The organism is Gordonia sp. NPDC003424 (assembly GCF_053588655.1).
Map to the genome: position 1 here is coordinate 40,117 of NZ_JBSFQJ010000014.1, position 24,492 is coordinate 64,608.

23 protein-coding genes and 1 pseudogene are annotated in these 24,492 nt (G+C 67.2%); 13 read left to right on the forward strand and 11 right to left on the reverse strand.

The window, feature by feature from the left end; translation table 11 throughout:
• Positions 1-506 precede the first annotated feature (506 nt).
• Positions 507-782, reverse strand: a complete 276-nt coding sequence (locus tag ACWDTI_RS19065) for a DUF4242 domain-containing protein (RefSeq protein ID WP_449739680.1) — start codon at positions 780-782, stop codon at positions 507-509.
• A 132-nt stretch (positions 783-914) separates the two neighbouring features.
• Here ACWDTI_RS19065 and ACWDTI_RS19070 point away from each other — a divergent pair, with 132 nt between their 5' ends.
• The 3 genes and pseudogenes from ACWDTI_RS19070 to ACWDTI_RS19080 form a co-directional block, all read left to right on the forward strand.
• Positions 915-3,491, forward strand: a complete 2,577-nt coding sequence (locus tag ACWDTI_RS19070) for an ATP-binding protein (RefSeq protein WP_449739681.1) — start codon at positions 915-917, stop codon at positions 3,489-3,491.
• A 70-nt stretch (positions 3,492-3,561) separates the two neighbouring features.
• The gene (locus ACWDTI_RS19075) at positions 3,562-3,780 is read left to right on the forward strand and encodes a hypothetical protein (RefSeq protein WP_449739682.1); all 219 of its coding nucleotides are present in this window, start codon (positions 3,562-3,564) and stop codon (positions 3,778-3,780) included.
• A gap of 112 nt (positions 3,781-3,892) precedes the next feature.
• Positions 3,893-4,648: pseudogene (locus ACWDTI_RS19080) on the forward strand (SMP-30/gluconolactonase/LRE family protein); the annotation flags it as partial.
• Between the two features lie 98 nt (positions 4,649-4,746).
• Here ACWDTI_RS19080 and ACWDTI_RS19085 read toward each other — a convergent pair.
• On the reverse strand, positions 4,747-5,238 hold the full coding sequence (locus ACWDTI_RS19085) for an SRPBCC domain-containing protein (protein ID WP_449739683.1): 492 nt from the start codon (positions 5,236-5,238) through the stop codon (positions 4,747-4,749).
• Positions 5,235-5,567: an ArsR/SmtB family transcription factor gene (locus tag ACWDTI_RS19090; RefSeq protein ID WP_449739684.1), complete on the reverse strand. Its 333-nt coding sequence runs from the start codon at positions 5,565-5,567 to the stop codon at positions 5,235-5,237. Before ACWDTI_RS19090 ends, ACWDTI_RS19085 begins: the two co-directional genes overlap by 4 nt.
• Positions 5,568-5,743: 176 nt before the next feature.
• Between ACWDTI_RS19090 and ACWDTI_RS19095 the strand changes: the two genes are divergently transcribed.
• Positions 5,744-6,262 carry an SRPBCC family protein gene (locus ACWDTI_RS19095; protein WP_449739685.1) on the forward strand — a complete coding sequence of 173 codons (519 nt, stop codon included), beginning with the start codon at positions 5,744-5,746 and terminating at the stop codon, positions 6,260-6,262.
• A 5-nt stretch (positions 6,263-6,267) separates the two neighbouring features.
• Here ACWDTI_RS19095 and ACWDTI_RS19100 read toward each other — a convergent pair whose 3' ends face one another.
• Positions 6,268-6,678 (reverse strand): VOC family protein, encoded by a 411-nt coding sequence (locus tag ACWDTI_RS19100; RefSeq protein ID WP_449739686.1) that lies wholly within the window; start codon positions 6,676-6,678, stop codon positions 6,268-6,270.
• A gap of 325 nt (positions 6,679-7,003) precedes the next feature.
• On the opposite strand from ACWDTI_RS19100, the gene ACWDTI_RS19105 reads away from it, so the two are divergent.
• The 3 genes from ACWDTI_RS19105 to ACWDTI_RS19115 all read left to right on the forward strand — a co-directional run bounded on the left by ACWDTI_RS19105 (position 7,004) and on the right by ACWDTI_RS19115 (position 10,687).
• Positions 7,004-8,302 (forward strand): TrkH family potassium uptake protein, encoded by a 1,299-nt coding sequence (locus ACWDTI_RS19105; protein WP_449739786.1) that lies wholly within the window; start codon positions 7,004-7,006, stop codon positions 8,300-8,302.
• Entirely contained in the window at positions 8,295-8,960 is a 666-nt protein-coding gene (locus tag ACWDTI_RS19110) for a potassium channel family protein (RefSeq protein WP_449739687.1), read from the forward strand. The genes ACWDTI_RS19105 and ACWDTI_RS19110 overlap by 8 nt, the downstream gene beginning before the upstream one ends.
• Positions 8,961-9,022: 62 nt before the next feature.
• Positions 9,023-10,687 (forward strand): cation:proton antiporter, encoded by a 1,665-nt coding sequence (locus ACWDTI_RS19115; protein ID WP_449739688.1) that lies wholly within the window; start codon positions 9,023-9,025, stop codon positions 10,685-10,687.
• Positions 10,688-10,701: 14 nt separating this feature from the next.
• On the opposite strand, the gene ACWDTI_RS19120 is transcribed toward ACWDTI_RS19115, so the two are convergent.
• The 3 genes from ACWDTI_RS19120 to ACWDTI_RS19130 all read right to left on the reverse strand — a co-directional run bounded on the left by ACWDTI_RS19120 (position 10,702) and on the right by ACWDTI_RS19130 (position 12,458).
• Positions 10,702-11,178, reverse strand: a complete 477-nt coding sequence (locus ACWDTI_RS19120; protein ID WP_449739689.1) for a DUF4188 domain-containing protein — start codon at positions 11,176-11,178, stop codon at positions 10,702-10,704.
• A gap of 53 nt (positions 11,179-11,231) precedes the next feature.
• Complete coding sequence (locus ACWDTI_RS19125; protein ID WP_449739690.1) at positions 11,232-11,960, reverse strand: dienelactone hydrolase family protein; 729 nt, start codon at positions 11,958-11,960, stop codon at positions 11,232-11,234.
• 144 nt (positions 11,961-12,104) lie between these two features.
• A complete protein-coding gene (locus ACWDTI_RS19130) occupies positions 12,105-12,458 on the reverse strand; it encodes a hypothetical protein (protein ID WP_449739691.1) in 354 nt (117 codons plus the stop codon).
• A 165-nt stretch (positions 12,459-12,623) separates the two neighbouring features.
• Between ACWDTI_RS19130 and ACWDTI_RS19135 the strand changes: the two genes are divergently transcribed.
• Positions 12,624-14,204, forward strand: a complete 1,581-nt coding sequence (locus tag ACWDTI_RS19135; RefSeq protein WP_449739692.1) for an alkaline phosphatase family protein — start codon at positions 12,624-12,626, stop codon at positions 14,202-14,204.
• On the opposite strand, the gene ACWDTI_RS19140 is transcribed toward ACWDTI_RS19135, so the two are convergent.
• Positions 14,128-17,481 carry a BTAD domain-containing putative transcriptional regulator gene (locus ACWDTI_RS19140; protein WP_449739693.1) on the reverse strand — a complete coding sequence of 1,118 codons (3,354 nt, stop codon included), beginning with the start codon at positions 17,479-17,481 and terminating at the stop codon, positions 14,128-14,130. The two genes, ACWDTI_RS19135 and ACWDTI_RS19140, sit on opposite strands and share 77 nt — an antisense overlap.
• Before the next feature lie 300 nt (positions 17,482-17,781).
• Between ACWDTI_RS19140 and ACWDTI_RS19145 the strand changes: the two genes are divergently transcribed.
• Entirely contained in the window at positions 17,782-18,195 is a 414-nt protein-coding gene (locus ACWDTI_RS19145) for an ArsR/SmtB family transcription factor (RefSeq protein ID WP_449739694.1), read from the forward strand.
• 23 nt (positions 18,196-18,218) lie between these two features.
• On the opposite strand, the gene ACWDTI_RS19150 is transcribed toward ACWDTI_RS19145, so the two are convergent.
• Positions 18,219-19,622 carry an NAD(P)-binding protein gene (locus tag ACWDTI_RS19150; RefSeq protein ID WP_449739695.1) on the reverse strand — a complete coding sequence of 468 codons (1,404 nt, stop codon included), beginning with the start codon at positions 19,620-19,622 and terminating at the stop codon, positions 18,219-18,221.
• A 136-nt stretch (positions 19,623-19,758) separates the two neighbouring features.
• Here ACWDTI_RS19150 and ACWDTI_RS19155 point away from each other — a divergent pair, with 136 nt between their 5' ends.
• Both ACWDTI_RS19155 and ACWDTI_RS19160 read left to right on the forward strand, forming a co-directional pair.
• Positions 19,759-20,766: a YihY/virulence factor BrkB family protein gene (locus ACWDTI_RS19155; protein ID WP_449739696.1), complete on the forward strand. Its 1,008-nt coding sequence runs from the start codon at positions 19,759-19,761 to the stop codon at positions 20,764-20,766.
• A gap of 22 nt (positions 20,767-20,788) precedes the next feature.
• Positions 20,789-21,703: an alpha/beta hydrolase fold domain-containing protein gene (locus ACWDTI_RS19160; protein ID WP_449739697.1), complete on the forward strand. Its 915-nt coding sequence runs from the start codon at positions 20,789-20,791 to the stop codon at positions 21,701-21,703.
• Positions 21,704-21,707: 4 nt separating this feature from the next.
• Here ACWDTI_RS19160 and ACWDTI_RS19165 read toward each other — a convergent pair whose 3' ends face one another.
• On the reverse strand, positions 21,708-22,193 hold the full coding sequence (locus ACWDTI_RS19165; RefSeq protein ID WP_449739698.1) for an SRPBCC family protein: 486 nt from the start codon (positions 22,191-22,193) through the stop codon (positions 21,708-21,710).
• Between the two features lie 3 nt (positions 22,194-22,196).
• Positions 22,197-22,538: an ArsR/SmtB family transcription factor gene (locus tag ACWDTI_RS19170; protein WP_449739699.1), complete on the reverse strand. Its 342-nt coding sequence runs from the start codon at positions 22,536-22,538 to the stop codon at positions 22,197-22,199.
• A gap of 95 nt (positions 22,539-22,633) precedes the next feature.
• Between ACWDTI_RS19170 and ACWDTI_RS19175 the strand changes: the two genes are divergently transcribed.
• Entirely contained in the window at positions 22,634-23,431 is a 798-nt protein-coding gene (locus ACWDTI_RS19175) for a crotonase/enoyl-CoA hydratase family protein (protein ID WP_449739700.1), read from the forward strand.
• The gene (locus tag ACWDTI_RS19180; protein WP_449739701.1) at positions 23,424-24,491 is read left to right on the forward strand and encodes an oxidoreductase; all 1,068 of its coding nucleotides are present in this window, start codon (positions 23,424-23,426) and stop codon (positions 24,489-24,491) included. Before ACWDTI_RS19175 ends, ACWDTI_RS19180 begins: the two co-directional genes overlap by 8 nt.
• Position 24,492 lies beyond the last annotated feature (1 nt).

Consider the following 24,492-nt stretch of genomic DNA (forward strand, 5'->3'; position numbering starts at 1 on the left):
TGAACGAGCCTTGTCGTTGATCGAGTAAGGCTCCGAGCGCAGCGAGGCGCCGCATCGAGATCGCTTGCGGCAGGGGTCTCGATGCGCGGCCTCGCATGCTCGGTCGCTTACTCGACCAGCGGAGGGGTGACCGCGCCTTGGCTGAACGAGCCTTGTCGTTGATCGAGTAAGGCTCCGAGCGCAGCGAGGCGCCGCATCGAGATCGCTTGCGGCAGGGGTCTCGATGCGCGGCCTCGCAGGCTCGGTCGCTTACTCGACCAGCGGAGGGGGTGACCGCGCCTTGGCTGAACGAGCCTTGTCGTTGATCGAGTGAGGCTCCGAGCTTGCGAGGCGCCGCATCGAGATCGCTTGTGCGGCAGTGGTCTCGATGCGCGGCCTCGCAGGCTCGGTCGCTTACTCGACCAGCGGTAGGCCCGGTTGATCGGGTGGGCAGTGTTGGCTCGCCACCCCCACGCGCGACCGCGCCCCGGTCGGTGTCGGACCGACCGGGGCGCGGACGTTGGCGCTCAGGTGTTCGCGGTGTGCGGACCGAACTCGGCCGCGACCTCGGTCACCAGGGTGCAGGGGAAGCCCGCGCGGCGTGAGTGTTCCCGCACGGTGGCTTCGTCGCCGGCCTGATGGATGCAGTAGATCTTGTCGCCGGCGGCGTAGCTGGTGACCCACCGGTAGGGGACGCCGAGCGATTCCGCCGCCGCGTTCGAGGTGGTGGCGATCTCGGCCAGCGCGACACCGTCGAGCTTGTTGGCGCCGGGGAATTCGCGTTCGATGACAAAGGTTTTCATGATGTTCTCCTTGTTGGTGTGGGAGTGCTTGCGCTCAATGAGTGTCGCTCCCGGGCCGGTGCGGTCACATCGGGAAAACCTCCCCATGTTCGGTGTCTTGTGCGGTCACCGATGCCGTCCTATCGTCGAGCGGTGGCTCTCATCGAGCGTGACGACGAGTTGGCAACGCTCGTGGCACGGGCCGACCGAGCGCGTGCCGGCGAGGGCAGCGTCGTGATGGTGACCGGCGAGGCCGGTGCCGGCAAGACCGTGTTCGTCGAGGAGTTCGTGCGCCGCTGCCCCGACATGCGGGTCCTGTGGGGTGCGTGCGACCCGTTGTCGACCCCTCGCCCACTGGGGCCACTGTTCGACGTCGTCGATGCCCTGTCGCCGGACGCCCGGAGCGCGCTGCTTCGCGCCGAGTACGCCTACGACATCTTCGACGCGGTGACGGTCGATCTGGCCACCACGCCGACACTGTTGGTCGTCGACGACGTGCACTGGGCCGACCAGGGCACCACCGACTTTCTGCGACATCTTCTGCGACGGATCCAGGGCAGCACGACGCTGGTGGTGATCGCCGCCCGCCGGGACGAGTCCGCCGGACCGGCCGATCCGGTCCAACTCCTCCTCGGCGACGTCGCTCGCTCGACATCGGCCACATCGATTGCGGTGCAACCTCTCTCGATCGAAGCAGTGGCACAGATGGTCGGTGACCGGCCACTCGATCCGGTGTCGCTGCACAAGCTCAGCGGGGGCAACGCATTCTTCGTCACCGAGTTGCTCGACCACGAGGGTGACGACCTGCCGGGAACCGTGCGTGACGCGATCCTGGCCCGCACCGTCGGACTCGACGCGGCGTGCTGGGACGTACTGAACCTGTTGGCCTGCTCGCCCGGTGCGGTGCCCGCGCGGGTGATGGCGGCGCTCGACGCCGACGTCGATGCGCTGGGTCGGCTGGGCCGGGCGCATCTGGTACGCAGGACGTCCCGCGGCATCGCGTTCTGGCATGACCTGTGCCGCTTGGCCATTGCCGAGGTGATACCGCCCGGTGCCGAAGCGGATCTGCATGGCCGGCTCATCCGTGCCTCCGATGCCGTCGGCGAGGTCGATCACGCCACGATCGTCCATCACGCCCAGGGTGCCGGTGACCGCGACCGGGTGCGCGTGGCCGCCGCGGCGGCGGGACGCACAGCCGCCCGATCGGGCGCGCACCGGCAGAGCGCCGACTTCTTCCTGACGGCGCTCGCGGCGCACACCGGCGACAGTGCGGACGATGTGGAGTTACTCGAGCAACTGGCGGCCGAGTTCTATCTCATCGATCGGCTGGATGACGCGATCGATGCGTGCGAGCGGGCATTGGGGCTGCGGCGGACCGCCGGCGACGTGCCGGGCATGAGCGCCGACCACAATGCACTGTCGATCTACGAGTGGTACAACGCCAACCGGCCTGGTGCCGACCACCACGTCGCCGAGTCGATCCAGGTGTTCGACCCCGCCGGGCCGGGCGCCGCGCCATTGGGTCATGGGTATGCGATGCGGGCCTTTCTGGCAATGCAATCGGCGGCCGTCGCCGAGGCCAGGGAGTATCTCGAGTTGGCCCGACGGGTGTCCGACACGATCGACGATCCGGGGCTCCGGGCCCGGATCGACATCGTGCAGGGACTCTGCGACGTCGTGGTCGGTGACGCCGACGGTCGTCGTCGGGTCATGGACGTACTCGCCCACGCGCCAGAGCATCTCGATGAGATCCATTCCAGCGGCTACAGCAACCTCGCCTACTTCGACGTCGAGCACCGACGGCTGGACGCGGCAGCCGATCTGTTGACGACGAGCATCGAGATGACCGTCAACAGCGATCTCCCGGTCTGTCACGTCTGGCAGCTGGCGTCACGGGGGCGACTCGAATTCCTCGGTGGCCGTTGGGATGAGGCGCTTGCGGACAGTGCCGCGGTGCTCGACGGGCCGTCGGCACCGCTGGCGCGTCCGTGGCCACTGCTGGTGCGTGGACTCGTCGCCGTGCGATCGGGCCGCGATCCCGGTGCAGCACTGGAGGATGCGTGGGAGTTGAGTGTCCGGTTCGGGGAACCCTTACGTGTTCTCCCGGCGGCCGCCGCACTGGTTGAGCGGATGTGGTTGACCGGGTCGCCGGACGATCGGGTCGCCGAGTTTCGCCGTCTGGCGGCCCGATCCGGCGACGGGTTGCAGTGGGCGCGAGGTGATCTCGCGGTTTGGCTGAAGCGGGTCGGGGCCGGCGTGGACGTGGCCGACGTAGCGCCGCCGTGCGCTGCCTACCTGGCCGGCGACATCGGGGCGTCGGCGCGGATGCTCGACCAGTTGGGGTTGGCGTTCGACGCCGCGGTGGCGTTCACGGAGACGAATGACCCGACGAACGCGAGCAAGGGACTGATGACCCTCGATCGGCTCGGTGCGCGCGCGACCGCCGACAAGATCCGACGCGATCTCCGGCTGGGCGGAATGACCGCGGTCCCGTCTCGCCGGCGGTCCGCCACCGTGTCCAACCCGGCAGGTCTCACCAAACGACAGGTCGAGGTGCTGGTGCTGATGGCGGAGGGTCTGACCAACGCCGAGTTGGCCGATCGACTCTTTCTCTCCGAGAAGACCGTCGACCACCACGTGTCGGCGATCCTCACGCGCCTGGAAGTGTCGAACCGGCGCGACGCCGTGCGCCGAGGTCGTGAGTTCGGCGTCGTCGACCAGCGGGAGTGACCCGGGTCGGACGCGGCGTCACCGCCGACAGCGGGCACCGCGGCCGATGGTCGACTACGATCCACGAGTTATGCAGGCAGTACCCGACGACCCCGGACGACTGCAGGCGATGATCTTCGTGCACGAATTCGAGGCCATCGCCGACACACTGGTGGCCGAACTCGACGACCGGACAATCGACCCACCGCGCCGGCGCCAGCTCATCGCCGAACTGCACGAGGTACGCCGGCAGGTCGCCGATCTGCAGCGCACCTACCGGCTGGCCCCGAGCCGGCCATCCAGCGTGTAGCGGGGCCCTGGCAGGTCGGGTATCCGGGCGTCGCAAACCGGGCTGATCACCCGCGTCCGCTCCCTATGGTCGACCCATGAGTTCATCGCAGATCCGCACCGTGGTTTCCGGCATGTCGTTCACCGAATGCCCTCGGTGGCACGAGGACCGGCTGTGGTTTGTCGACTTCTACACCCACACCGTGAACTCGGTGAACGAGGATGGCTCCGACCTGCGCACCGAGCTCGAGGTGCCGGCGCAGCCGTCGGGACTCGGGTGGCTACCGGACGGACGTCTGCTGGTCGTCTCGATGAAGGACCGGACGATCCTGCGTGTCGAATCCGACGGCACGGTCGAGGTGCACGCCGACGTCAGCGAGCACGTCACGGGCCACCCGAACGACATGGTCGTCGACGGGCACGGCCGTGCGTGGCTCGGGAACTTCGGGTTCGATCTCATGGCCGGCGCCGACCTCGACACCGCCGACCTGCTGCGGATCGACCCCGACGGGACGGTCACGCCGGTGGCGACCGGGCTGTACTTCCCCAACGGCAGCGTGGTGACACCCGACGGCGACACCCTGTTGGTCGACGAGACCCTGGGCAACCGGATCAGTGCGTTCTCCATCGCCGCGGACGGCTCGCTGAGTGGCCGGCGGGATTGGGCGACGTTCGCGCAACCCCCGGCCACAAGAGCGCTCGGCGACGTGTTGGCCGGGGCCGTGGTCGGACCCGACGGGTGTGGCCTCGACGCCGATGGGTGCCTGTGGGTGGCCGACGCCCTGGGCAATCGGGTGATCCGCGTCCGCGAGGGCGGTGAGATCGTCGACGAGATCGCCGTCGGCACAGGCGCTTTCGCATGCATGCTCGGGGGCGCGGCCGGCACCACGTTGTTCATCTGTCGCGCACCGGATTTCGACGAGCATGCCCGATCGGCCGCACGCGAGGCGACGATCGGGGCCGTCGAGGTCGGGGTGGGTCACGCGGCCTACCGTGATGGAATGCCGCTCTCGACGAGCGCTGTGAGCGCGTCGGTGACCGACCCCCAGCCGTCGAAGAACCCCAACTCCTCATGGTGGTGCCGCGCGGTCGGGTCGGCGTGGCGCACGGTGACCCGATACTCGGTTCCGTCGGGATGATCAGCGAGCACGATCTCGGCTGTCATCGCAACGGGATGTGGTGAGGCCGGGCGCCACCTGCTGTCGACCGCGTTGGTGAACACCAGTCGTCGAGCCGGCTCGACGACGAGGAAGACCGAGTCGGTATGGGGCACAAAGGTTGTGCCGTCGTCGCTCATCTGCGTGACGAATGCGCCGCCCGGGCGGACATCAAGCAGGGTGACACGCGCGATCGTCGGTGCGGGCAGCCACCACTTCTCGAGCGACCGCGGCTCGGTCCATGCACGCCAGATGCGTTCGCGCGGAGCGTGAATCGTTCGTTGCAGGGTGAGGTCGAGCTGGGGGTCGACGGCCGTGGTCATGACTGCTCCTCGGTGCTGGTGACGAACTGTTCGAGACGGTCGGTGCGGGCTTCCCAGATGAGGCGTTCGCCGGCGAGCCAGTCGTCGACGACCGTCAGTCGGTCGCGGATGAGCGTGCAGGTGCGGACCCGGCCCGACTTGTCGGTCCGGATCAGCCCGCTCGATTCCAGGGTGCGGACGTGCTTCATGAACGACGGCAAGGTGATCGAGAACGGTTGGGCGAGTTCGCCGACACTGGCCGGCCCTCGTCCCAGACGCCGGATCACGGCGCGGCGGGTCGGGTCTGCGAGTGCGACGAACACCTCGTCCAATACATCTTGGTTAGCCACAAGGCTAAGTGTTGCAGACCGGAATGGTTAGCGCAAGAGCTAAGTGTCTGGGATGAGGTCCCCCAGCGCTTCCGCACAACGAATTTCTCTGTTAGATCAAGGAATAACTCATACCGGGCTGGAATCCATCCGGTCGGAGGCGTATCCTGAGGTGCGCGCATCAGTCACAGCAAGCCGTGGGCGGCGGAACGATCGCACGCACGGCGTCTGAAAGCAGGCAGATCGAACAGGGAGTCACCATGCCTGAAGCAAGCGCGTCCGTAGTCATCCCCCACCCTGCATCGACCGTATGGGAATACTGCACTGTCGCTGAGAATCTCGCCGCCTTTTCGCCGGGAACGGCGGCGCTGAGATCACTCAGCGATGGCCCGATCGCCGTCGGCAGCATGTGGCAGGGCACAACGAAGATTCTCGGTCGAACGATGGAATGGACCGGGGAGTTCACTCGCGTCGATGTCAACAAGGGCACCGAACTTCGTTCCACGAAAGCACCTTTCGGATTCACCACCTCAACCGAGTTCGAGGAGACCTCCGACGGAACGAAGTACACGTACCACATCGTCGCCGACAGCGGCATGGGCGGAGTCTTCGGCAAGTTGGCCGATGCCGTCGTCGCCCGCATGTACCAGAAGTCGCTCCAAGCCGGCGTCGAGAGCCTGCCCGAACTGATCGACGCCTGGCTGGCCGAGAGGTAGCGCGTCTACTGCGTGAACACCCAGGGCGCCAGGACAACCAGCCAGCCATCGGGGTCTTCGAAGAGCACCGCGTGGTGATCGGTCCAGTACGGATTCGCGGCCGGAACGGGATGGTGTCCGCGCTCGACGAGTCGCCGCGTCGCCGTCTCGACCGCGGCGGGACTGCGGAGGTACAGCACCAATTGGTTTTCCGGACTCGGTTCCGGGATGTGATCGCCGTGCTCGAGGAGCTCCATGTGCACGGGCGCGCCCGGTAAACCGAACACGACGCCGTCGTAGCCGGAGTGATCACGCCACTCGGCGAGCACCGGCAGCCCCAGGTCGTCGCGATAAAAGGCGAGAACCTCGTCGAGATTGGCGGTCGGCCGTGCAAAGCGCACGGCGCCGACGTCGAGGTGCGGAGGCCAGCCGTCCATGCAGCGATGGTGACACCTTCGCACGAGGAAGCTCAACCCGCAGCGAATATGGATGCCGTGTCAGCACGCGTCCGTGTCGACTATTTCTTCGGCCGATCGCTGGCACTGCATCTGTATTCGGCGTCGAGCCGCCGGAGGACGTTTCCGGTCCGGGAGACGGGCCCAGGAGGCCGGGACGTCCCGGGAGACCGGCCGACGCGCTCAACCTGCACCGATGATGCCCGAACTTCCACTACTGTGACCATTCGTGGACGATGCCGGGCACTCCCCCTCCGGCGGCTCGGCCCGCAAGGGGCCCGGGGCGGCGGCGCTCACGCCGGTTCGGATGGTGGCCTTGGTGTTTGCGGTGGGCATCGCCGTCGGCACCGGCCTGCTGATGCTGCCGGAGGCGGCGCAGCCCGGGGTGCACACGAGCGCGCTCGACGCCCTGTTCACCGCGACGTCGGCGATGTGCCTGACGGGGCTCGCCGTCGTCGACACGCAGACACACTGGTCGACCTTCGGCGACGTGGTGATCATCGGTCTCATCCAGATCGGCGGCCTCGGCATCATGACGGTCGCGTCGGTCGCGGGCCTGATCCTGGCCAACCGGATCGGATTGCGTGCGCGGCTCAACGCGGCCGCCGAGGTGCGTGCCTCAGGTCTCGGTGACGTACAGCGTGTCGTGGTGACCGTGGTGCAGATGAGCTTCGCCATCGAATTCGTGGTCGCGGTGTTCTTGACCGCACGGTTCGCTCTCGGCTACCACGAACCGCTGGGACGGGCGATATGGCTCGGCGTCTTCCATTCGATCTCGGCGTTCAACAACGCCGGTTTCGCCCTGTTCAGCAACAACATGGTCGCGTTCGCGGACGATGGCTGGATCTGCGTGCCGCTGATGGTCGCGGTGATCCTGGGTACGTTGGGTTTTCCGGTTCTGGTCGAGGTGGGTCGTCGGATCCGCCGGCAAACCCGACGATGGAGTATTCACGCGCGGATCACACTCGTGATGACCGCGATTCTTCTGGTCGCCGGACCGCTCCTGGTCCTGATCCTGGAGTGGCGACGCACCCTGAGCGGCTTCGACATACCCGGCAAGATCCTTGTCGCATCCTTCCAGGGGGTCATGCCACGCACCGCGGGGTTCAACAGCGTCGACTACGCGCAGATGGACCACGCCACCTGGCTGGTCACCGATGTCCTGATGTTCATCGGCGGCGGAAGCGGCGGTACCGCCGGCGGCATCAAGGTCACCACCTTCGTCCTGTTGCTGTTCGCGATCGTGGCGGAGGCCCGCGGCGACCGCACGGTCACGGTGTTCGATCGGCGGGTCGACGAACGCGTCGTGAGGCAGGCGCTGGCCGTCGCACTGATGGGCGTCGCGCTGGTGGTGGTGCCGACCGTCCTGCTGCTGGCCGGCACCGACTTCGATCTCGACTCGGTGCTGTTCGAAGTGACCTCCGCATTCGCCACCGTCGGACTCTCGACGGGGATCACCGCGTTTCTTCCCGGCTGGTCACAATGGATCCTGATCGTGCTGATGTACCTGGGTCGCATCGGATCGATCACCCTGGTCAGTTCACTCGCGGCGCGTCAGCGTGACCGCCGGTTCTCACTCCCCGAGGAAAGGCCGTTCATTGGCTAGGAGACCGTCGTCGGATGTCGTTGTCGTCCTCGGACTGGGCCGGTTCGGGGAATCCCTTGCGCTGGAACTGATGGCACAGGGAACGGAGGTGCTCGGCATCGATTCCGATGAATCCGTCATCCAGCGGGTCTCGCATCTCATCACGCACGCGGTCGCCGCGGACACCACCGACGAGGATGTGTTGCGTCAGCTGTCGGTCCCCGAATTCGACCGGGCAGTGGTGGGCATCGGCTCCGATCTGGAGGCGAGCCTGCTCACCGCGTCGGCGTTGATCAATCTGTCGGTGCCACATGTGTGGGCGAAGGCGGTCACGAATGCCCACGCACGTATCTTGCGCCAGATCGGGGTGGAGCACATCGTCCGGCCCGAACACGACATGGGCAAGCGTGTCGCGCACCTGGTGCGTGGACGGATGATGGACTACATCGAGTTCGACGACGACTACGCCATGGTCAAGTCGGACGTGCCCACCTCGATCGTCGGGAAGCGATTGGCGGACACGCCGATCCGTGAGAGATACGGGGTGACGGTGGTCGCCTACAAGACGGTGGGCGGCACCTTCACCTACGCCACCGAGGAGACGGTCTTGTCTGCCGACGACACCATCATTGTGTCGGGTGAGGTGCGCAATGCGGAGCGGTTCTGCAATCGGCAGTGAGTAAGTAGCGGTGCAGCCGACGCCAATGCCCCGACGGCGCGGTGTCGCGATAAATTCGACCCGTGCAATTGCACGAGTTCGCTCAGATCGCGGCGATCCTGTCCATCGCGGCGGTCGCCGGTCTGATCGCGACCAAGCTCCGGCAACCGATGATCGTCGCGTTCATCGGCGTCGGCATCCTCGTCGGGCCGACCGGCACCGGGTGGGTCGTCACGAACGACGCGATCGAGTTGCTTGCCCGGCTCGGCATCGCCATCCTGCTGTTCCTCGTCGGTCTGCGGCTCGACATGAATCTCATCCGCACCACGGGGCCGGTCGCTCTCATCACCGGTATGGGCCAGGTGGTGACGACCGCCGCCCTCGGGTTCCTGCTCGCGATCTGGTTCGGTGCCGGCGCGGTCGCCGGCCTCTACATCGCTCTCGCCGTGACCTTCTCGTCGACGATCATCATCGTCAAGTTGCTGTCGGACACCCGCGAGATCGAACAGCTCCACGGCCGGATCGCGGTCGGTCTGTTGATCGTGCAGGACCTGGTCGTGGTCGTCGTGATGATCGCGATCAACGCTTTCGGCCATCCGACAGGCGCGTCGATGGCGGTCGCCGTCACCCTGGTGTTCGTCAAAGGGGCCGCGCTGCTGGTGGGTCTCGGGGGTCTGATGCGGTTCGTCCTGCCGTGGCTGCTGCATCACGTCGCGCGGTCGCAAGAACTGCTCGTGCTGTTCGCCGTGGCCTATGCGATCGCGACCGCCGCGGTGACCGAAAGCCTCGGGTTCAGTTCCGAGGTCGGCGCGTTCCTCGCCGGGATATCACTGGCGGCGACCCCCTACCGCGATGCACTTGGTGCGCGCCTGGTGAGCCTGCGCGACTTCCTGCTGTTGTTCTTCTTCCTCGACCTCGGCGCCGGACTGGACTTCGCGGACGCCTCCGGCCACATCGCCGAGATCGTCGTCTTCTCGCTGTTCGTCCTGATCGCCAAACCGCTGATCATCATGCTCTTGATGACCGTGCAACGCTATCCCCCGCAGGTCTCCTTCATGACCGGCCTGCCACTCGGTCAGATCTCCGAGTTCTCCCTGATCCTCGCGGCCGTGGGGGTTGGGCTCGGCGACATCTCCAGCACCACCTCGAGTCTCATCACGATGGTTGCCCTCATCACCATCGGCGGGTCGGCATATCTCATTCCCTTCTCCCGCCGGCTCTACGTGCGTCTCGAACGGTTCCTGGGCTTCCTCGATCGCACGCCCTCCCGGGCCAAGGCACTGACTGAATCCGAACGCGATGTCGACGCGATCCTCTACGGGCTGGGCCGCTTCGGCCGGCACATCGCCGACCAGTGCAGCTCCGGTGGCCGTCGGATCCTCGCCGTCGACTTCGATCCACACCGCCTGGCGTCCAACAATCGACCCGGGATCAACGCGGTCTACGGCAGCGCGACCGACCTGCACTTCTTGGAGTCATTGCCGCTCGACCACGCCGCATTCGTGATCAGCACGATTCCCGCGGTGGACGCCAATCTGACCCTCCTCCATGCGCTGAAGCACCACGGGTATGAGGGGCACATGGTGGTGACCGCGCATCACCCCCTCGATGCGGAGCGCCTGCGGGCCGCCGGTGCAGACACCGTCCTCGAGCCGTTCTCGCTGGCGGCGGAGGCCACCGTGGAGGTGCTCGACCGACTCATCGGCGATGATCACGACCATGGCCGCGACAACGGGCAGCATCGCTAACGAGGTCCCGTCGCTCAGCGAGCCAAGTGGCGTAGCCGTTTTCGCGCGGACGTCGACTCCGACAGCGGCACCAGGTGAGCGGCGCGACCCAGCCCCGTCGGCGGCATGTTGCCGTAGATCGCCTCGTACTCCCCTGCGCGGACAAGGAATGTCTCATGCCAGACACCGCTGCGCGTACTCTTGCCGACCCGCTTCCAGTACTCGCGCCAGGCGGCGGAGTGCGGATCGTCGGGGTCCTTGGCGAACGCCTCGAGATGGTCGAACGAGCGCCAGTACTGGACGTTGGTGATGCCGAAGTTCTGGTAGCCGAGCATGCCCTTCTCGGGGTGCTCCGTCAGATACTTCAGCATGTACGGCATTCCGCGCTTGCCGCCGAGATCGACGAAGCCGCGCAGCGCACGCCAAGGGGTGTTGAGGCGCGCACCGATGATGAAGACGACGAAGTCGCCCTCGATCTCCGCGGTCCAGCGGCCTGGATTCACCCGCGCCATGGGGCAAATATACTCCTCCAACCCAGTTCAGGTGCCCCCTTGGCCGTGCGGCCTCACGTCAGGTGCCGGGCGAAGAACCGGGCCGCCTCCTCGCCTGCGAACTGCGGGACGCCGGTGTGCCCGCCCATGTTGGCCTGCAGAGTCTTCTCGTTCGAGCCGAAGGCATCGAACAGGTTCAGGGCGGCCTGCCGGTCATTGCCTTCGTCGTCCCACTGCAGCAGGACGTGGAGCGGAATGGTCACCCGTCGGGCCTCCTCGAACGTGGCGGCCGGCACGAAACTTCCCGCGAAGAGTCCCGCGGCCGAGATTCTCGGCTCGACCACGGCCAGCCGCACGCCGATGGCGATGAATCCTCCCGAGTATCCGACGGGCCCGCCGATCTCGGGCAGCGTCAGGAGGGCGTCGAGGGTGGACCGCCATTCCGGCACCACCTGATCCACCAGGGGAAGGATGAGCCGGTCGACGATCTCGTCCACCGGCTCGCCGGCCGCCATCGCCCGGCGCAGGTCTGCCCGCGCCGCCTCGGCGGAGGCGGACGGCGGCCGGTCACCGCTGCCCGGAAGTTCGATCGTGGCCGCGGCAAAGCCATACTGCGCCAGAGTGATTCGGGCGCGGGCCGCCAATCGTGGGTACATGCCGCGCAGTCCGCCCGGGTGGCCGAGGAGGATGAGTGGCGCCGGTGCGGAACCTTCGCGGGTCCACAGGATTCCAGGGATCTCGTCGTGGGTGAACTCGCGTTCGACGAGGTCGTCGTCGAGGCGTCGTCGGGAGGTGAAATGCATGGTCGTTTCTTTCGGAGTGCTCGTGGACGGCGCTCCCGGACGACCTACCGTCCGACCGTGACCCCGGAGGGGAGCACCCTTGTCGCAACGTTCACGGGTACCACCTCCTCGTTCTCTCGCACGGTCCTCGGAACGTAGCAGGTTTCACTCCCGGGCGGAATGGGTCGGCCCCGGTGGCTGCCGCCGCACAGACTGATCTCGAAGTTCGGGATCATTGATGATCAACCGCCAGAACGAGTTCGGTAGCTCGTCGCCCCGCCGCAGCACGATCGCCAGCCCGGTCGCCATGGCGATCCCGAGCAGTCCCAACCACAGCCCGATGAGGGCGATCACCACCAGCGCCACCGTCCGCAACAGCGGCCAGGGATCGAGGAACACCAGCGCCGGCGCGAAGAAGAAGCCGGCTCCGACGTACCAGGCGGACCCGGCCTTGTCGCATCGCATGACCGCGAGCAGCCACGCGGGAGCCGGCTGGGGGTTGTTCGTCGGTCCGGTCATCGCGGCGCTCCTGTTCGGTTGATGTCCTCATTCCATCGCAGCCGGGGTCATTCGAGCGATTACCTCACAGGTCATCGCACCGTCCCGAATCGTCGGATCGGGCCATTGGTCGGAGCCGTCCGAGTATCGTCGACGGCGTTCCGCGACACGAATAGGTGGGCCAAGATGCCGACACCCGACAGATCCCACGCACTGGACAACATCGTCGTCGTGCTGTTCGAGAACCGCTCCCTCGACAACGTGCTCGGGCACCTCTACGGCCCCGGGGACGGTAAGGACTTCGACGGAGTCATCGGCAAGAACCTCAGCAATCCGATACCCGGGTGGGCGGCGGATGGCGCTGAGCGGCAGGTGGTTCCGTATACCGTCGCCACCGACATGGACTCTCCGAATCCGGACTCCGGCGAGGAGTACTACCACACCAACACGCAGCTCTTCAACATCCTCGACGAGCACAACCGGTACAAGATCGGCGATTCCGTGACCGCGCCCTGGAATGCGCCGCCCCCCGGTGCCACACCGACGATGGACGGGTTCGTCACCGATTACATCTCCACCTTCACCGGCGAGATCGGTCGGCAGCCGACCTACGACGAGTACGCGCACATCATGACCGGCTACACACCCGAACAACTTCCGGTCCTCAACGGGATCGCCCGCGATTTCGCGGTCTTCGACCACTGGTTCTGCGAGGTGCCGTCGCAGACCTTCATGAATCGGTCATTCTGGACCGCGGCGACATCCTCGGGGCTCGTGGTCAACAGCCCGACGACGAAGTGGTTCACCGACAACGACGCGGAGACACTCTTCGAACGCCTCGAAGCCCACGGCAAGACGTGGAAAGTGTATGTGCGCGAACCGATGCCACTGTCGTTCACCGGTGTCATCCACTTTCCCCGTCTGAAGGACCGACTTTCGACCCATTTCGTGCCGTTCGCCGAGTTCGAGAGCGATGCGGCGGCCGGCACGCTGCCCAACTTCTCGCTCATCGAACCGAACATGATTGCCGGCCATGGTGATTACCATCCGGCGATGGGCCGCTCGTTTGGCGACGCGGTGACCATCGACGTCGACAGCCCGTCCTCGATGCTGGCCGGTGAGGCCTTTCTGGAGCAGGTGTTCACCGCCTACCGATCGGCGACCTCCGACACCGGCCCCAACGTGTGGAACACACCGTTGCTGATCGGCTGGGACGAGCCGGGAGGCACCTACGACCACGTGCCGCCGGGACCGGTTCCTCCACCGGATCCCTCCGCTCCACCCGGAGAGTGCGGCTTCACCTTCACTCGCTCCGGGTATCGGGTACCGGCGATCATGGTGTCGCCGTGGGTCGAATCGGGTGCGGTGCACAACGAGGAGTACCGGCACACCTCGCTGATCGCGACCCTACGCAAGGTGTGGGGACTCGGCGAGGCATTCACCGGGCGAGACGCGTCGGCGCGCGCGTTCGACCATGTCTTCAGCCGCGACACCCCTCGTGACCCGGATGCGTGGGCGCAGGTGCGGGCCCGTCCGGTGCCGGAGTGGACGATGGATCCGGAGGTGGTCGGCCGGGCGTTGAGCACCCTCGGCAAGGCGGTCGGCCCCGGTCTGCTCGCCCGGGCCAGGGAGATGGGCGTGAATCTTCCCGCCGAACTTCACGATCCGGATGCGGAGCTGACTCCCGACCTCATCGTCCGGTTTCTGCGCGACGTGTCGGGTCACTTCTTTCCGCTGCTGGGCGGGGACGCGCAGGATCGCCCGTGAGCGCGCCGATCTCTTCCAGCCCCCGGCGCACGGTCTCCTCGACGTCGGCCGCGATCTGCCGATGCCGCTGTGCGGCGATGTCGTCGCCCAACAGCTCGGCGAGGTCGGCGAGGACGTAGTCCATCGGGCCGAAGGATACACTGGCGGCGTCGAGACCCATCACGGTGCCCGACCAATCCAGCAGCGACGCATAGAGTTCGGCCGCCTCCTCGACCATGCCGAGCCGGACCAGTGCGCGGGCATGGAAGCCCTGGATGGACGTCCAGTAGTAGTCGCGACTGACCGGCAGGTCGGTGGCCGCGAGCGCGCGGGCCTCGTCGATGCGGCCCGCGTCGACGAGAGCCAGTACATAGGTCCAGGCGACCGCCTGCGGTGAACGCTCGAACATCGGCGTCAGATCGTCGAGGACGTGGCCGATCGAACCGCGGTGCCAGCCGGTACAGAGTTGCTCGATCGCCATGAAATCCTCGCCGGCCGGTATGCCGGCGGCGATGAGATCCCGACTCAACGCCCGGTACTTCTGCTCGGCCGAATCCAGATCGCCACGCAAGATATCGGTCACCGCGGAGAACGCCGAGAACACCACGATGAGCTCACCGACCCGTCCACTGGTGGCGCTCTGCAGCGCCAGCGTCATCTCGGCGACCGCGCCCGGCAGGTCGATCTGCGACATGCGCAGCATGAACAGGTAGAACCGGGCGGCAGCCGTGTACTCCAGGCTGCCCGACGCCTGCGCTGCGGCGAGGAAGTCGTTGGCGAGCCCGGCATATTCGGGTCGGCTGTCCGGTCCGAGAGCGGTGAACGCGCGGGCATTGAGTGCCGCGCACCGCAACTCGAAATCGTCTATCCCGGAGGCGATCTCGACGGCTTCACGCGCGAGGTCGATGGCGAGCTGGTCGTCACTCCCCTCGTACTCCATCACCGCGGTGGTCAACAGCCTCGCCCGCTGAGCACCCGATGCGTTCGGCAGTGCCGATTGCAGGGCCGACACCACCACCTCGTCGAGCACACCCTTGGCGCGCGTGCTCCAGATGAACGGTGTGCGCCAACAGGTCAGCGCCGAAACCACCAGCGCCGAATCGCCGATGGACTCGGCCAGGTGCAGAGCCTGTTCCCGTCGTTCCCGGGCCACGACGGTCTCGCCGCGGTGCGCCAACGCGGTGACGAGCTCGCACAGAGCGCCCACCAGTGCCACCCGCGCCGCCCGATCGGCCGACGGACGGTCGTGTCCCGCGAGCAGATGCAGATCCACCGCGTGCTGCCACAGCGGCGCCGAGTCGGCGGCCAGGTCGCCGTCGATCCGCTGCCCGGCCGCCTGCACCACGATGTCGAGTGCTTGCTCGGCGGTCGACGCGGAGGCCCCCAGCGCGGCGTGAATTGCGAGTTCGGCCGGCACTGGCGCGGTCAGTGTGCGGAGATATTCCATTGTGCGCCAATGCAATCGTCGGCGCCGCAATTCAGGGATGGCGTCGTAGACCGCGTCGCGCATCAACACGTGAGTGAAGCGGACGCGATCCATGTCGATGCCGAGCAGACCCGCCACCACCGCCGTGTCGATGGCATCGAGCACGACATCCTCGGCATCGACGTCGGGCCAGAGCGCGAGCAGCGTGTCCACGTCGGCACTGCGGCCGCACACCGAGAGCAACCGCAACGTGGACACGGTGTCGGGTGGCAGTCGTTCCACCCGTTGCAGCAGCACCTCGCGGACGCCGCTGGGCACGGTCGTCGACGCGTCACGCCTGCCTCGCGAGGCCACGAGCTTGGCGAGTTCGCGCACGAAGAGCGGATTGCCATCGGTACGAGATCGCAACAGGGACAGGGTCTCGTCGTCGACCGGCGTCAGTCCGGCGGCGGTCGCCACGGCACGGATCTCGTCGTCGGTGAGGCCGGCGAGGGCGATGTGGTCGGCGGTGACGGAGATGAGCGATGCGCCGGTGGCCATCAACTCGGTGTCGGCTTCGGACGGGCGGTAGGTTGCCACGATCAGCACGGGCTCTTCGGCCAGCCAGGTCACCGTCTGACGCAGCACCTGCAGAGTGGCACTGTCGGCCCGATGGGCGTCGTCGAGAACGAGGACGGTGCCCGTGTCGACGGGTCCGGACTTGCCGAGGGCGCCGATCTGGCGGGCGATGAGGAACGGGTCGTCGAGCTCGTTGTCGCCGCCGAGTTCGCCGACGACCTCACGCCAGGCCCAGGCCGTCGGCGCGCCTTCGACCTCGGGACAGTGTCCGATCGCGGTCGCCCATCCCGCGGCCCGTTGCCGCGCGGCGAACCGTTGTGCCAGTGTCGATTTCCCGCCCCCGGCCTCGGCGGTGACCCAGACGATCCGCAGACCCGTGCGGCGCACCGACTCGGCGTGTGCCGCGAGTTTCTCCACCTCGGCATCGCGCGCCACGACGTCGGGGATCGACCGGTCGACGGATGAGGTGATTATTCTCGGCCCGGTGTCGGTCGACGTGACGACGGCGCCGATCCCCGCCGACGACGACCCGCGTAGCGCCGGATCCTGCTGCAGGATTGCGGCTTCCAACTCACGAACCGGAGGCGAGGGATCGACGCCGAGTTCGTCGGCGAGATACTCGCGCAGCGTGCGGAGGGTCTCGAGGGCATCCGCCTGCCGGCCGAGTCGGTACTGGGCGAGCGCGGTCAGTCGGAAGAGTTCCTCGCGGGTCGGATTGCTGTCGCAGACGGAGGCCAGCGCGGCAACCACCTCGGCCGGCCGGCCGAGTGCCAGCGCGTCGTCGGCCTGCTGTTCGATCGCGATCAGCCGCAGCTCGTCGAGATGAGTGACCGCGGCGCGTGCCCATTCGTCGGTGGCGTGCGGCCCGAACGGCGTGCCCTGCCAGAGTGTGAGAGCGCGGGTCAGCTGATCGTGGCGTGCGTCTGCGGTACTTCCCTCGGCACGGCCGACGAGGTCGGCGAACCGCCAGAGATCCACCGCCGGGCGCGGCAATCTCAGGGCGTACCCGGGCGGCTCGCTCACCAGGATCCGTGCGGGTGCCCGGGGCGCCCGATGCGGTTCGAGTATCCGCCGCAGATTGGAGATGTGCACCTGGAGCCCGCCCAATGCCTTCGGCGGAGGCTCACCGTTCCACAGATCCTCGATCAGGCGGTCCGTCGACACCACGTGGCCGTCGGCGGCGACGAGGCGAGCCAGCACGGCACGCTCTCGACGGGACTTCACGTCGGCCGGATGTCCCTCGACGTCGACGCGCACGGTCCCGAACATCATCACCGAGACGGGGGTTTCGCTGGCCTCCGCGCGTGCCGACATCACGTTCTCGTTCCTCGCGGCTGCTCGACTGTTGAGGTGAGATTAGCGCCGAATTGCCCGATTGGGGCGGTATCTGTCACTCACGCCCCGCCGGGCCGGCGATCTCGGGACCGCGGTCGAGGGCCGTCAGCAGTTCCGTCGCAACACCTTTCGTTGTGGGCGCCGGCTGTTCGTCGTCCATGGCCCACCACCCTTCCGCGGTGTTTCGCTGATGAGGTCACGGTAGGCGCCGACCGCGGTCGGCGACACGTTTTGCGCCGTTGTCGGCCGACGCTTCCCCACCGCCCGTACTATCTGCGTATGCACGCAGATACCAGTCCCTCGAGTCTGTTGCCGGAGGATCAGGTGCGCCTGGTCGTCGAGGTGTTCCGGATGCTCGCCGAACCCACGCGAGTCCAGGTCCTGTGGGCACTGAGCTCCGACGAGTTGTCGGTCAACGAGCTCGCCGAACGGGTGGGTAAGCCGGCGCCGTCGGTGTCACAGCATCTGGCGAAGCTGCGCATGGCGCGCCTCGTCCGTCCTCGTCGCGCCGGCACCACGATCTTCTACAGCCTGGAGAACGAACACGTCCGGCAGCTCGTCGTCGACGCCGTGTTCAACGCCGAACACGCGGGACCGGGCGTGCCGTCGCACCACCACGGTGACCCGCAGGTGGCGGCTCTGGACACCGACGCGCGCCGTCGACAGGCCGGTGGTTCGCACCCGGATGCGTAGCAAACGACGGTGCAGGGCAACGACTATTGCGACGGGTCGGGCATCTGGCCGAGTGCGGCGAGTCGCGGCAGACCGAGTTCGGCGTGGGCGGCGAGCCGCGACGACGCCGATCCGATCGCGGGACTGTCACGGAGGGCCGGGTCGATGCGGGCCGGATTGAGCGCGCACAAATTGGCCCACGACGCGATGTCGGGTTCCGCACCGAAGGCGCGGGTCGCGGCGATCCCCCGAACCTGCATCTGGATCCAGTCGACGGTGTTGTCGGACAGCCGGTTCGGCGGACACAGCCGGTTGCGTTCACGGTCGTCATCGCGGGTCGCCTCGACGTAGCCGACGAGAGCGGCGTTGAAACAGGGAAAGCCGGCGCGACTCGTCTGGATGCGGATCCGGTCGTCGCCCCAGATCGGCACGACCGGCGGATACCGCAACCCCGACGCCGCGCAATGCACGACCAACGAGTCCGACCCAAGCCGGAGCGCGCCGTCGTCGAGCACGATCTCGTGGCGTGTCACCTGCCGAACATGTCCGAGACGAACGACGTGCTCGATCGTCCGCAGCAGGTCGAGCTCCCATTCGCCGAGGGTGGGCGTCTTGGCCATCGTCGGTGCGACGGTCGGGTCGATACGCATCAGCACACCGGCGGACTCGAGGCGCAGGAACAGGTCGTCGGGGCTCTCGGCATCGGCGGCCGCCGACATGATGTCGGTGGACAGCCCGATCGCGACCATCGGATCGGGCTGGACCACAGCGCGATTCAGCATCCACGGATCGCGCGGGCGGATCCAGGTGATGCGGTCGGGAGCCACCCCGTTGGCCAGCAGCCAGACGATGGCGTCGGTCGCGGTCTTGCCCGATCCGACGATGACGAACGTCCGCGGCACGTCGCCCGGGTCGGCGAGTTCGTTCACCGGGATGACCCGCACGTCGTCGGCGACACCGAACGGCGGTGGGGTCGTCGCCGGAATGGTCGGCGACAGATACGTCGCATCCACCACCCGCTTTCGGACGTCGATGCGCACGGTCTCGCCCGAAACCCGCGAGGTCACCAGATGGTCGTCGCCGTCCCGGCGGTACTCGCCGGCGCCGAGGAACGTGACCCGTCCCGATCCGATGAACCGGCGTCGCAGGATGTCGTCGAAGTACTGCTCGATCTCGGGCTGACGAGCGCGCTCCGACAGTCCCGCCTCGGGTCCGGTCTGCTGTATCGCGCCGGTCCCGAGAACCGTCGACGCGACACCGTAGAACTGCGACGCCTGATGAAGCTGGACGAACGGATACGCGTCGAGCCAATGGCCACCCGCCGAGTGGTTGCGGTCGACGAGGGTCACGTGCACGTCGGCATGGTCGATCAAGGCGTCGGTGAAGGCCATCCCCATCGCACCCGCGCCGACCACCAGGTAGTCGGTGTGCAACGAGCCGCTGGCCATGGTGCCGGTCTCCAGTCGTGAGCGACGACGGTGACTGTCGATTCTATCGGGGTGCGCGCCGGGTACTCCAGCGTCGATTCCGACCGGCCCGGGGCTGTGCGCCGGGATAGACTCGCCGCGACGGGAGGTGACAGTAGTGTCGGTTGCGGCGAGCATCGATCGGTTTCAGCGTCGATACCCCGCCAGCGGCTATCCGCTGGCCGTCGCCTACAAGTTCTTCGACGACCAGGGTGGTTATCTCGCCGCGCTCGTCGCGTACTACGGATTCATCTCGCTGTTCCCGCTGCTGCTGGTGTTCACCTCGGTGCTCGGTTTCTTGCTGCACGACAACCCGGAGCTCCAGGAGCGCATCGTGGATTCGGCGCTCTCGCAGATTCCCGTGATCGGTGCGCAACTCGGTGAGTCGGGTCAGCTGACCGGTAGTGCGGCCGCCGTCACCATCGGTGTCGTGAGTGCCGTCTACGGTGGGCTCGGAGTCTCCGTGGCGATCCAGAACGCGATGAACATCGCGTGGACCGTGCCGCGTAACGAGCGGCCCAACCCGATTCATGTGCGCGTCAAGGGTGCCGTGCTGCTCTCCACGGTGGGTCTCGCGATCATCGGTCTGACCGTCGTCAACGGCGTCTCGGCCGCTTACACGTTCGGCGCCGACGGCAGGTTCCTGGCCATCGCGGCGTCGATCCTGCTCAACGTCGGTGTCCTGCTCGTCGCGTTCCGCTACGGCACCGCCCGCTCGGTGAGCACCCGCGACGTCCTTCCGGGAGTCGTCGTCGCGGCGGTGGGATGGCAGGCGCTGCAGACCTTCGGCAGTGTCTATGTCCAGCGTGTCATCGCCCGTGCCGGCGCCGCCTACGGTGTGTTCGCGGTGGTGCTCGGGTTGCTCGCCTTCCTCTACATCGCCGCCGTGATGATCGTGATCTGCGTCGAGGGCAACGTGGTGCGGGTGGACAAGCTCTATCCCCGGTCGCTGCTGACCCCGTTCACCGACAACGTCATCCTCACCCCCGGCGATGAGGCGGCGTACTCGGCGCAGGCGCAGGCTCAGCGCCACAAGGGATTCCAGGGCATCGAGGTGACGTTCGACAATCCGGCCGAGCATCGGGACGACGGACCGCCCGAGCCGCGATCCGACGACGGCCCGTGACTCCTCGACCAGGGGTTTGCCGGTGCGCCATGGCCTGAACGACCTGATCCGCGACGACACGTGGGCGTACGCCGAGGAAACGAGGCGATTCACCGCGGCGCGGGGTGCACGGAGCGGCCCGGTGAGCTTCGCCGACCTCGAAATCGCCCGCGCGCAACGGAACGCCCAGCCGGTGGCACCTGATCCTGCAGCCCGCGTCCTCGTCGCGCGCGCCGATGGACGTGAGGTGCCCGTCCGCGTCCTCGCGCCGGGATCCGGCTCGGCTCGGGGGATCTACCTCGACATCCACGGTGGCGGCTTCTATATGGACTCCGCGGTACGCTCTGACGCCCGCAACCGCCGGCTTGCCGACTCGCTCGGTGTGGTCGTCGTCAGCGTCGACTACCGGCTCGCACCCGAGAACCCGTGGCCTGCCGCGCCGGACGACTGCGCGACCGCCGCGTTGTGGCTGCTCGACGACGGCGAATCGTGTTTCGGGACGTCGCGGCTCATCGTCGGTGGACAATCCGCCGGCGCCACCCTCGCGACGACGACCCTCCTGCGGCTCCGTGACCGCGGTCTGGCTGGCGGATTCCTCGGCGCAGCACTGCAATTCGGGACCTATGACCTGAGTGCCACCACCCCGGCCGGGCGCCTCATCGGCGATGAGTACTTCCTCACCGCGTACGTCGGTCACGTTTCCGACCGGACGGTTCCCGACATCTCCCCCGTGTTCGGCGATCTGCGCGCTCTGCCGCCGACGCTCCTGGTGGTCGGCAGCGAGGACATCCTCCTCGACGACAACCTGGCCATGGCGGACCGCCTGGCGGCGGCCGGGAACGATGTCGACCTCCGGATCTATCCGGAAGCGCCCCACGGGTTCACCGGTCATCCGACCGCGATGGCCGGTGCCGCGCTGCGCGACATCGAGGAGTGGGCGGCGACACTCTTGGCGTAGTGCCTCAGGCGGCGACGAGATCGTCGATCTGGTTGATGGCGCCGCTGGCCCCTTCGACGATCCCCATCTCGAGGACCTTCTGCAGATCCTCCGCCGACTCGTAGCTGCTGAGGAACGTCGCGACCGTTCGACCGCCTTCCTCGGCGAAGGAGTAGTCGTTACGCGAGACCGGCAGGTTCTCGACCGGGTTGAACTCGGCGTCGGCGAAACCGTCGTGGAAGCTGAACCCCTGCGGTTCGTCGATGGAGTCGATGATCCAGTAACCGGCGAACTTCTCGCCCTCCGGGCTCGTCATGAAGTAGGTGACGCGCCCACCGGGGGTGAAGTCGTGGTCGACGACCGTGGCCGGGTACGTGGGCGGGCCCCAGATCTTCTCGAGCTGCCGCGGGTCGGCGTAGATCTGCCAGATGCGCTCCACGGGGGCGGCGAACTCGGCGGTGATGGTCAGCGTGCGTGCGTCGATGTCGTGGGTGACGTTGGTAACCGGCATGATTCAGTCCTCCTGTGATGGTTCGGCGGTGATGAGTTCGTCGATACGCGCGATACGACCCCGCCAGACCTGTTCGAGGTCCGACAGCATGTCCGACACCGCGCGTACCGCGGTCACCTCACCGCTGGCGAGTTGTTCGCGGCCGTTGCGCCGCTTCGTGATCAGGCCCGCGCGCTCGAGCACCGCGACGTGCTTCTGCACGGCCGCGAAGCTCATGTCGTAGTTCGCCGCCAGGCCGGAGACCGAGTGCTCCCCGGCCAGCACCCGGCGCATGATGTCGCGTCGGGTCCGGTCGGACAGGGCGTGGAACAAGGCGTCCGCCCTGTCCTCGTCTGCCTCGGTCACCCCTCAAACATACAACCAAGTGGTTGTATGTTGTCAAGGGGTCTCGCCCGATCCCTACGATGAGGTCACGTCACGACGATTGGAGACAGGCACCCATGGGTGAACACAGGATTCGGCTCGACATCGACGACGACGGCGTCGCCACCGTGACGCTGGACCGGGGTGAGAAGCACAACGCCTTGGACCGGGCCATGTTCGATGCCATCGTCGAGACCACCGAGACACTGGCCGGCGATCGTCGAGTCCGGGCGGTGGTGTTGCACGGTGCGGGCAAGAGCTTCTGTTCGGGGCTGGATGTGTCGAGCCTCGGCCAGGACGGCAGCGCGGGATCGTTGGTCGATCGCGAGGAGGGTCAGCGAGCGAACCTGGCGCAGCGCGTATCGGTGGACTGGGCCTCCGTCGCGGCGCCGGTCATCGCCGCGATCACCGGCAACTGTTTCGGTGGTGGCCTCCAGATCGCGCTCGGTGCCGACATCCGCTACGCGACACCCGATGCCCGGCTGTCGATCATGGAGGTCAAGTGGGGCCTGGTGCCCGACATGGGGATCACCCAAACGCTGCCCAAGCTGGTCGCCGCCGACGTGGCCAAGGAACTGACCTTCACCGGGCGCGTCCTGTCTGGCACCGAAGCCCACGAGCTCGGCCTGGTCACTCGCGTCGTCGAGGATCCGCTGGCCGCCGCACTCGATCTCGCGCACGAGATCGCGGGCAAATCGCCGCACGCGGTGCGTGCCGCCAAGCAGCTCTATGACGCAACATGGACCGGCACCGACCCGGCAGGTGCGCTGCTCCTGGAGAGCGAACTTCAGGTCGGGCTGCTCGGCTCGCCCAATCAGCTGGAGGCGGTCCACGCCGGGTTCGCCAAGCGTGCACCGAGGTTCACCGATGTCTGACGGTGAGGCCGAGGTCAGGGTGGGGCTGATCGGATATGGGTTCGTGGGCAAGGTTTTCCACGCACCGATGATTGTCGCCACACCGGGGATGGAACTCGTCGCGGTCGCCTCGAGTCGCGCCGCAGACGTCCACTCCGACCATCCGCACGTCGACGTCGTCGACGCGGAGGCCCTGCTCGCCCGCGACGACGTGGACCTCGTGGTGATCGCGTCACCGAACGACACCCACCGTCGGCTGGCCGAAGCCGCACTGGCGGCGGGCCATCACGTCGTCGTCGACAAGCCGTTCGCTCTGTCGCTCGACGACGCACGCGCCGTCGTGGCGGCCGCCGGCCGGCACGATCGCATCGTGTCGGTGTTCCAGAATCGTCGCTGGGACAGTGACTATCTCGGCGTCAAGCAGGTCATCGACGACGGTCTGATCGGTGAGGTCGCGCATTTCGAATCGCACATGGACAGGTTCCGTCCGACACCCCGGGACCGGTGGCGGGAGAACCCGGGTCCTGGTGCGGGGCTGTGGTTCGACCTGGGTCCGCACATGGTCGACCAGGCCCTGCAACTGTTCGGTCTGCCCGACACCGTCACCGCCGATTTCGGGTACCTGCGTCCGGGATCGCAGACCGAGGACTGGGCGCACGTCATCCTCGACTACCCGCACCGCCGGGTGATCCTGCACGGCAGCCTGCTGGTGGCGGGTGCGGCCACCCGCTTCGTGGTCCACGGCACGCAGGGCTCAGTCGTGAAGCGGGCCAGCGATTTACAGGAATCGCGTCTCAAGGAGGGAGTCGCACCCGGGACCGCCGGGTGGGGTGACGATCCGGACGACATGGTGCTCTACGATTCCTCCGGAGCGTCGCGCCCGGTTCCGACGCCGGTCGGCGACCAGCTGACCTATTACCGACTCATACAGCGAGCCATAGCTTTTGGCGAACCGAACCCGGTGCCGCCGTATCAGGCGCTGGGCGTGATGGCCGTGATCGACGCGGCGCTGGCATCGGCGGACACCGGTCGGCGCACATCGCTTCCCCTCTCCCCCGACGAGATCAGTCTGTGGCCGTAGG

Coding starts and splice junctions, on each gene's coding strand:
- ACWDTI_RS19085 (WP_449739683.1), bottom strand. CDS start 5,238: ATGACCACGGCCGTCGACCCCCAGCTCGACCTCACCCTGCAACGAACG.
- ACWDTI_RS19065 (WP_449739680.1), bottom strand. CDS start 782: ATGAAAACCTTTGTCATCGAACGCGAATTCCCCGGCGCCAACAAGCTC.
- ACWDTI_RS19135 (WP_449739692.1), top strand. CDS start 12,624: ATGCCGACACCCGACAGATCCCACGCACTGGACAACATCGTCGTCGTG.
- ACWDTI_RS19180 (WP_449739701.1), top strand. CDS start 23,424: ATGTCTGACGGTGAGGCCGAGGTCAGGGTGGGGCTGATCGGATATGGG.
- ACWDTI_RS19150 (WP_449739695.1), bottom strand. CDS start 19,622: ATGGCCAGCGGCTCGTTGCACACCGACTACCTGGTGGTCGGCGCGGGT.
- ACWDTI_RS19140 (WP_449739693.1), bottom strand. CDS start 17,481: ATGTCGGCACGCGCGGAGGCCAGCGAAACCCCCGTCTCGGTGATGATG.
- ACWDTI_RS19125 (WP_449739690.1), bottom strand. CDS start 11,960: ATGCATTTCACCTCCCGACGACGCCTCGACGACGACCTCGTCGAACGC.
- ACWDTI_RS19100 (WP_449739686.1), bottom strand. CDS start 6,678: ATGGACGGCTGGCCTCCGCACCTCGACGTCGGCGCCGTGCGCTTTGCA.
- ACWDTI_RS19120 (WP_449739689.1), bottom strand. CDS start 11,178: ATGGCGCGGGTGAATCCAGGCCGCTGGACCGCGGAGATCGAGGGCGAC.
- ACWDTI_RS19175 (WP_449739700.1), top strand. CDS start 22,634: ATGGGTGAACACAGGATTCGGCTCGACATCGACGACGACGGCGTCGCC.
- ACWDTI_RS19130 (WP_449739691.1), bottom strand. CDS start 12,458: ATGACCGGACCGACGAACAACCCCCAGCCGGCTCCCGCGTGGCTGCTC.
- ACWDTI_RS19105 (WP_449739786.1), top strand. CDS start 7,004: ATGGTGGCCTTGGTGTTTGCGGTGGGCATCGCCGTCGGCACCGGCCTG.
- ACWDTI_RS19165 (WP_449739698.1), bottom strand. CDS start 22,193: ATGCCGGTTACCAACGTCACCCACGACATCGACGCACGCACGCTGACC.
- ACWDTI_RS19075 (WP_449739682.1), top strand. CDS start 3,562: ATGCAGGCAGTACCCGACGACCCCGGACGACTGCAGGCGATGATCTTC.
- ACWDTI_RS19145 (WP_449739694.1), top strand. CDS start 17,782: ATGCACGCAGATACCAGTCCCTCGAGTCTGTTGCCGGAGGATCAGGTG.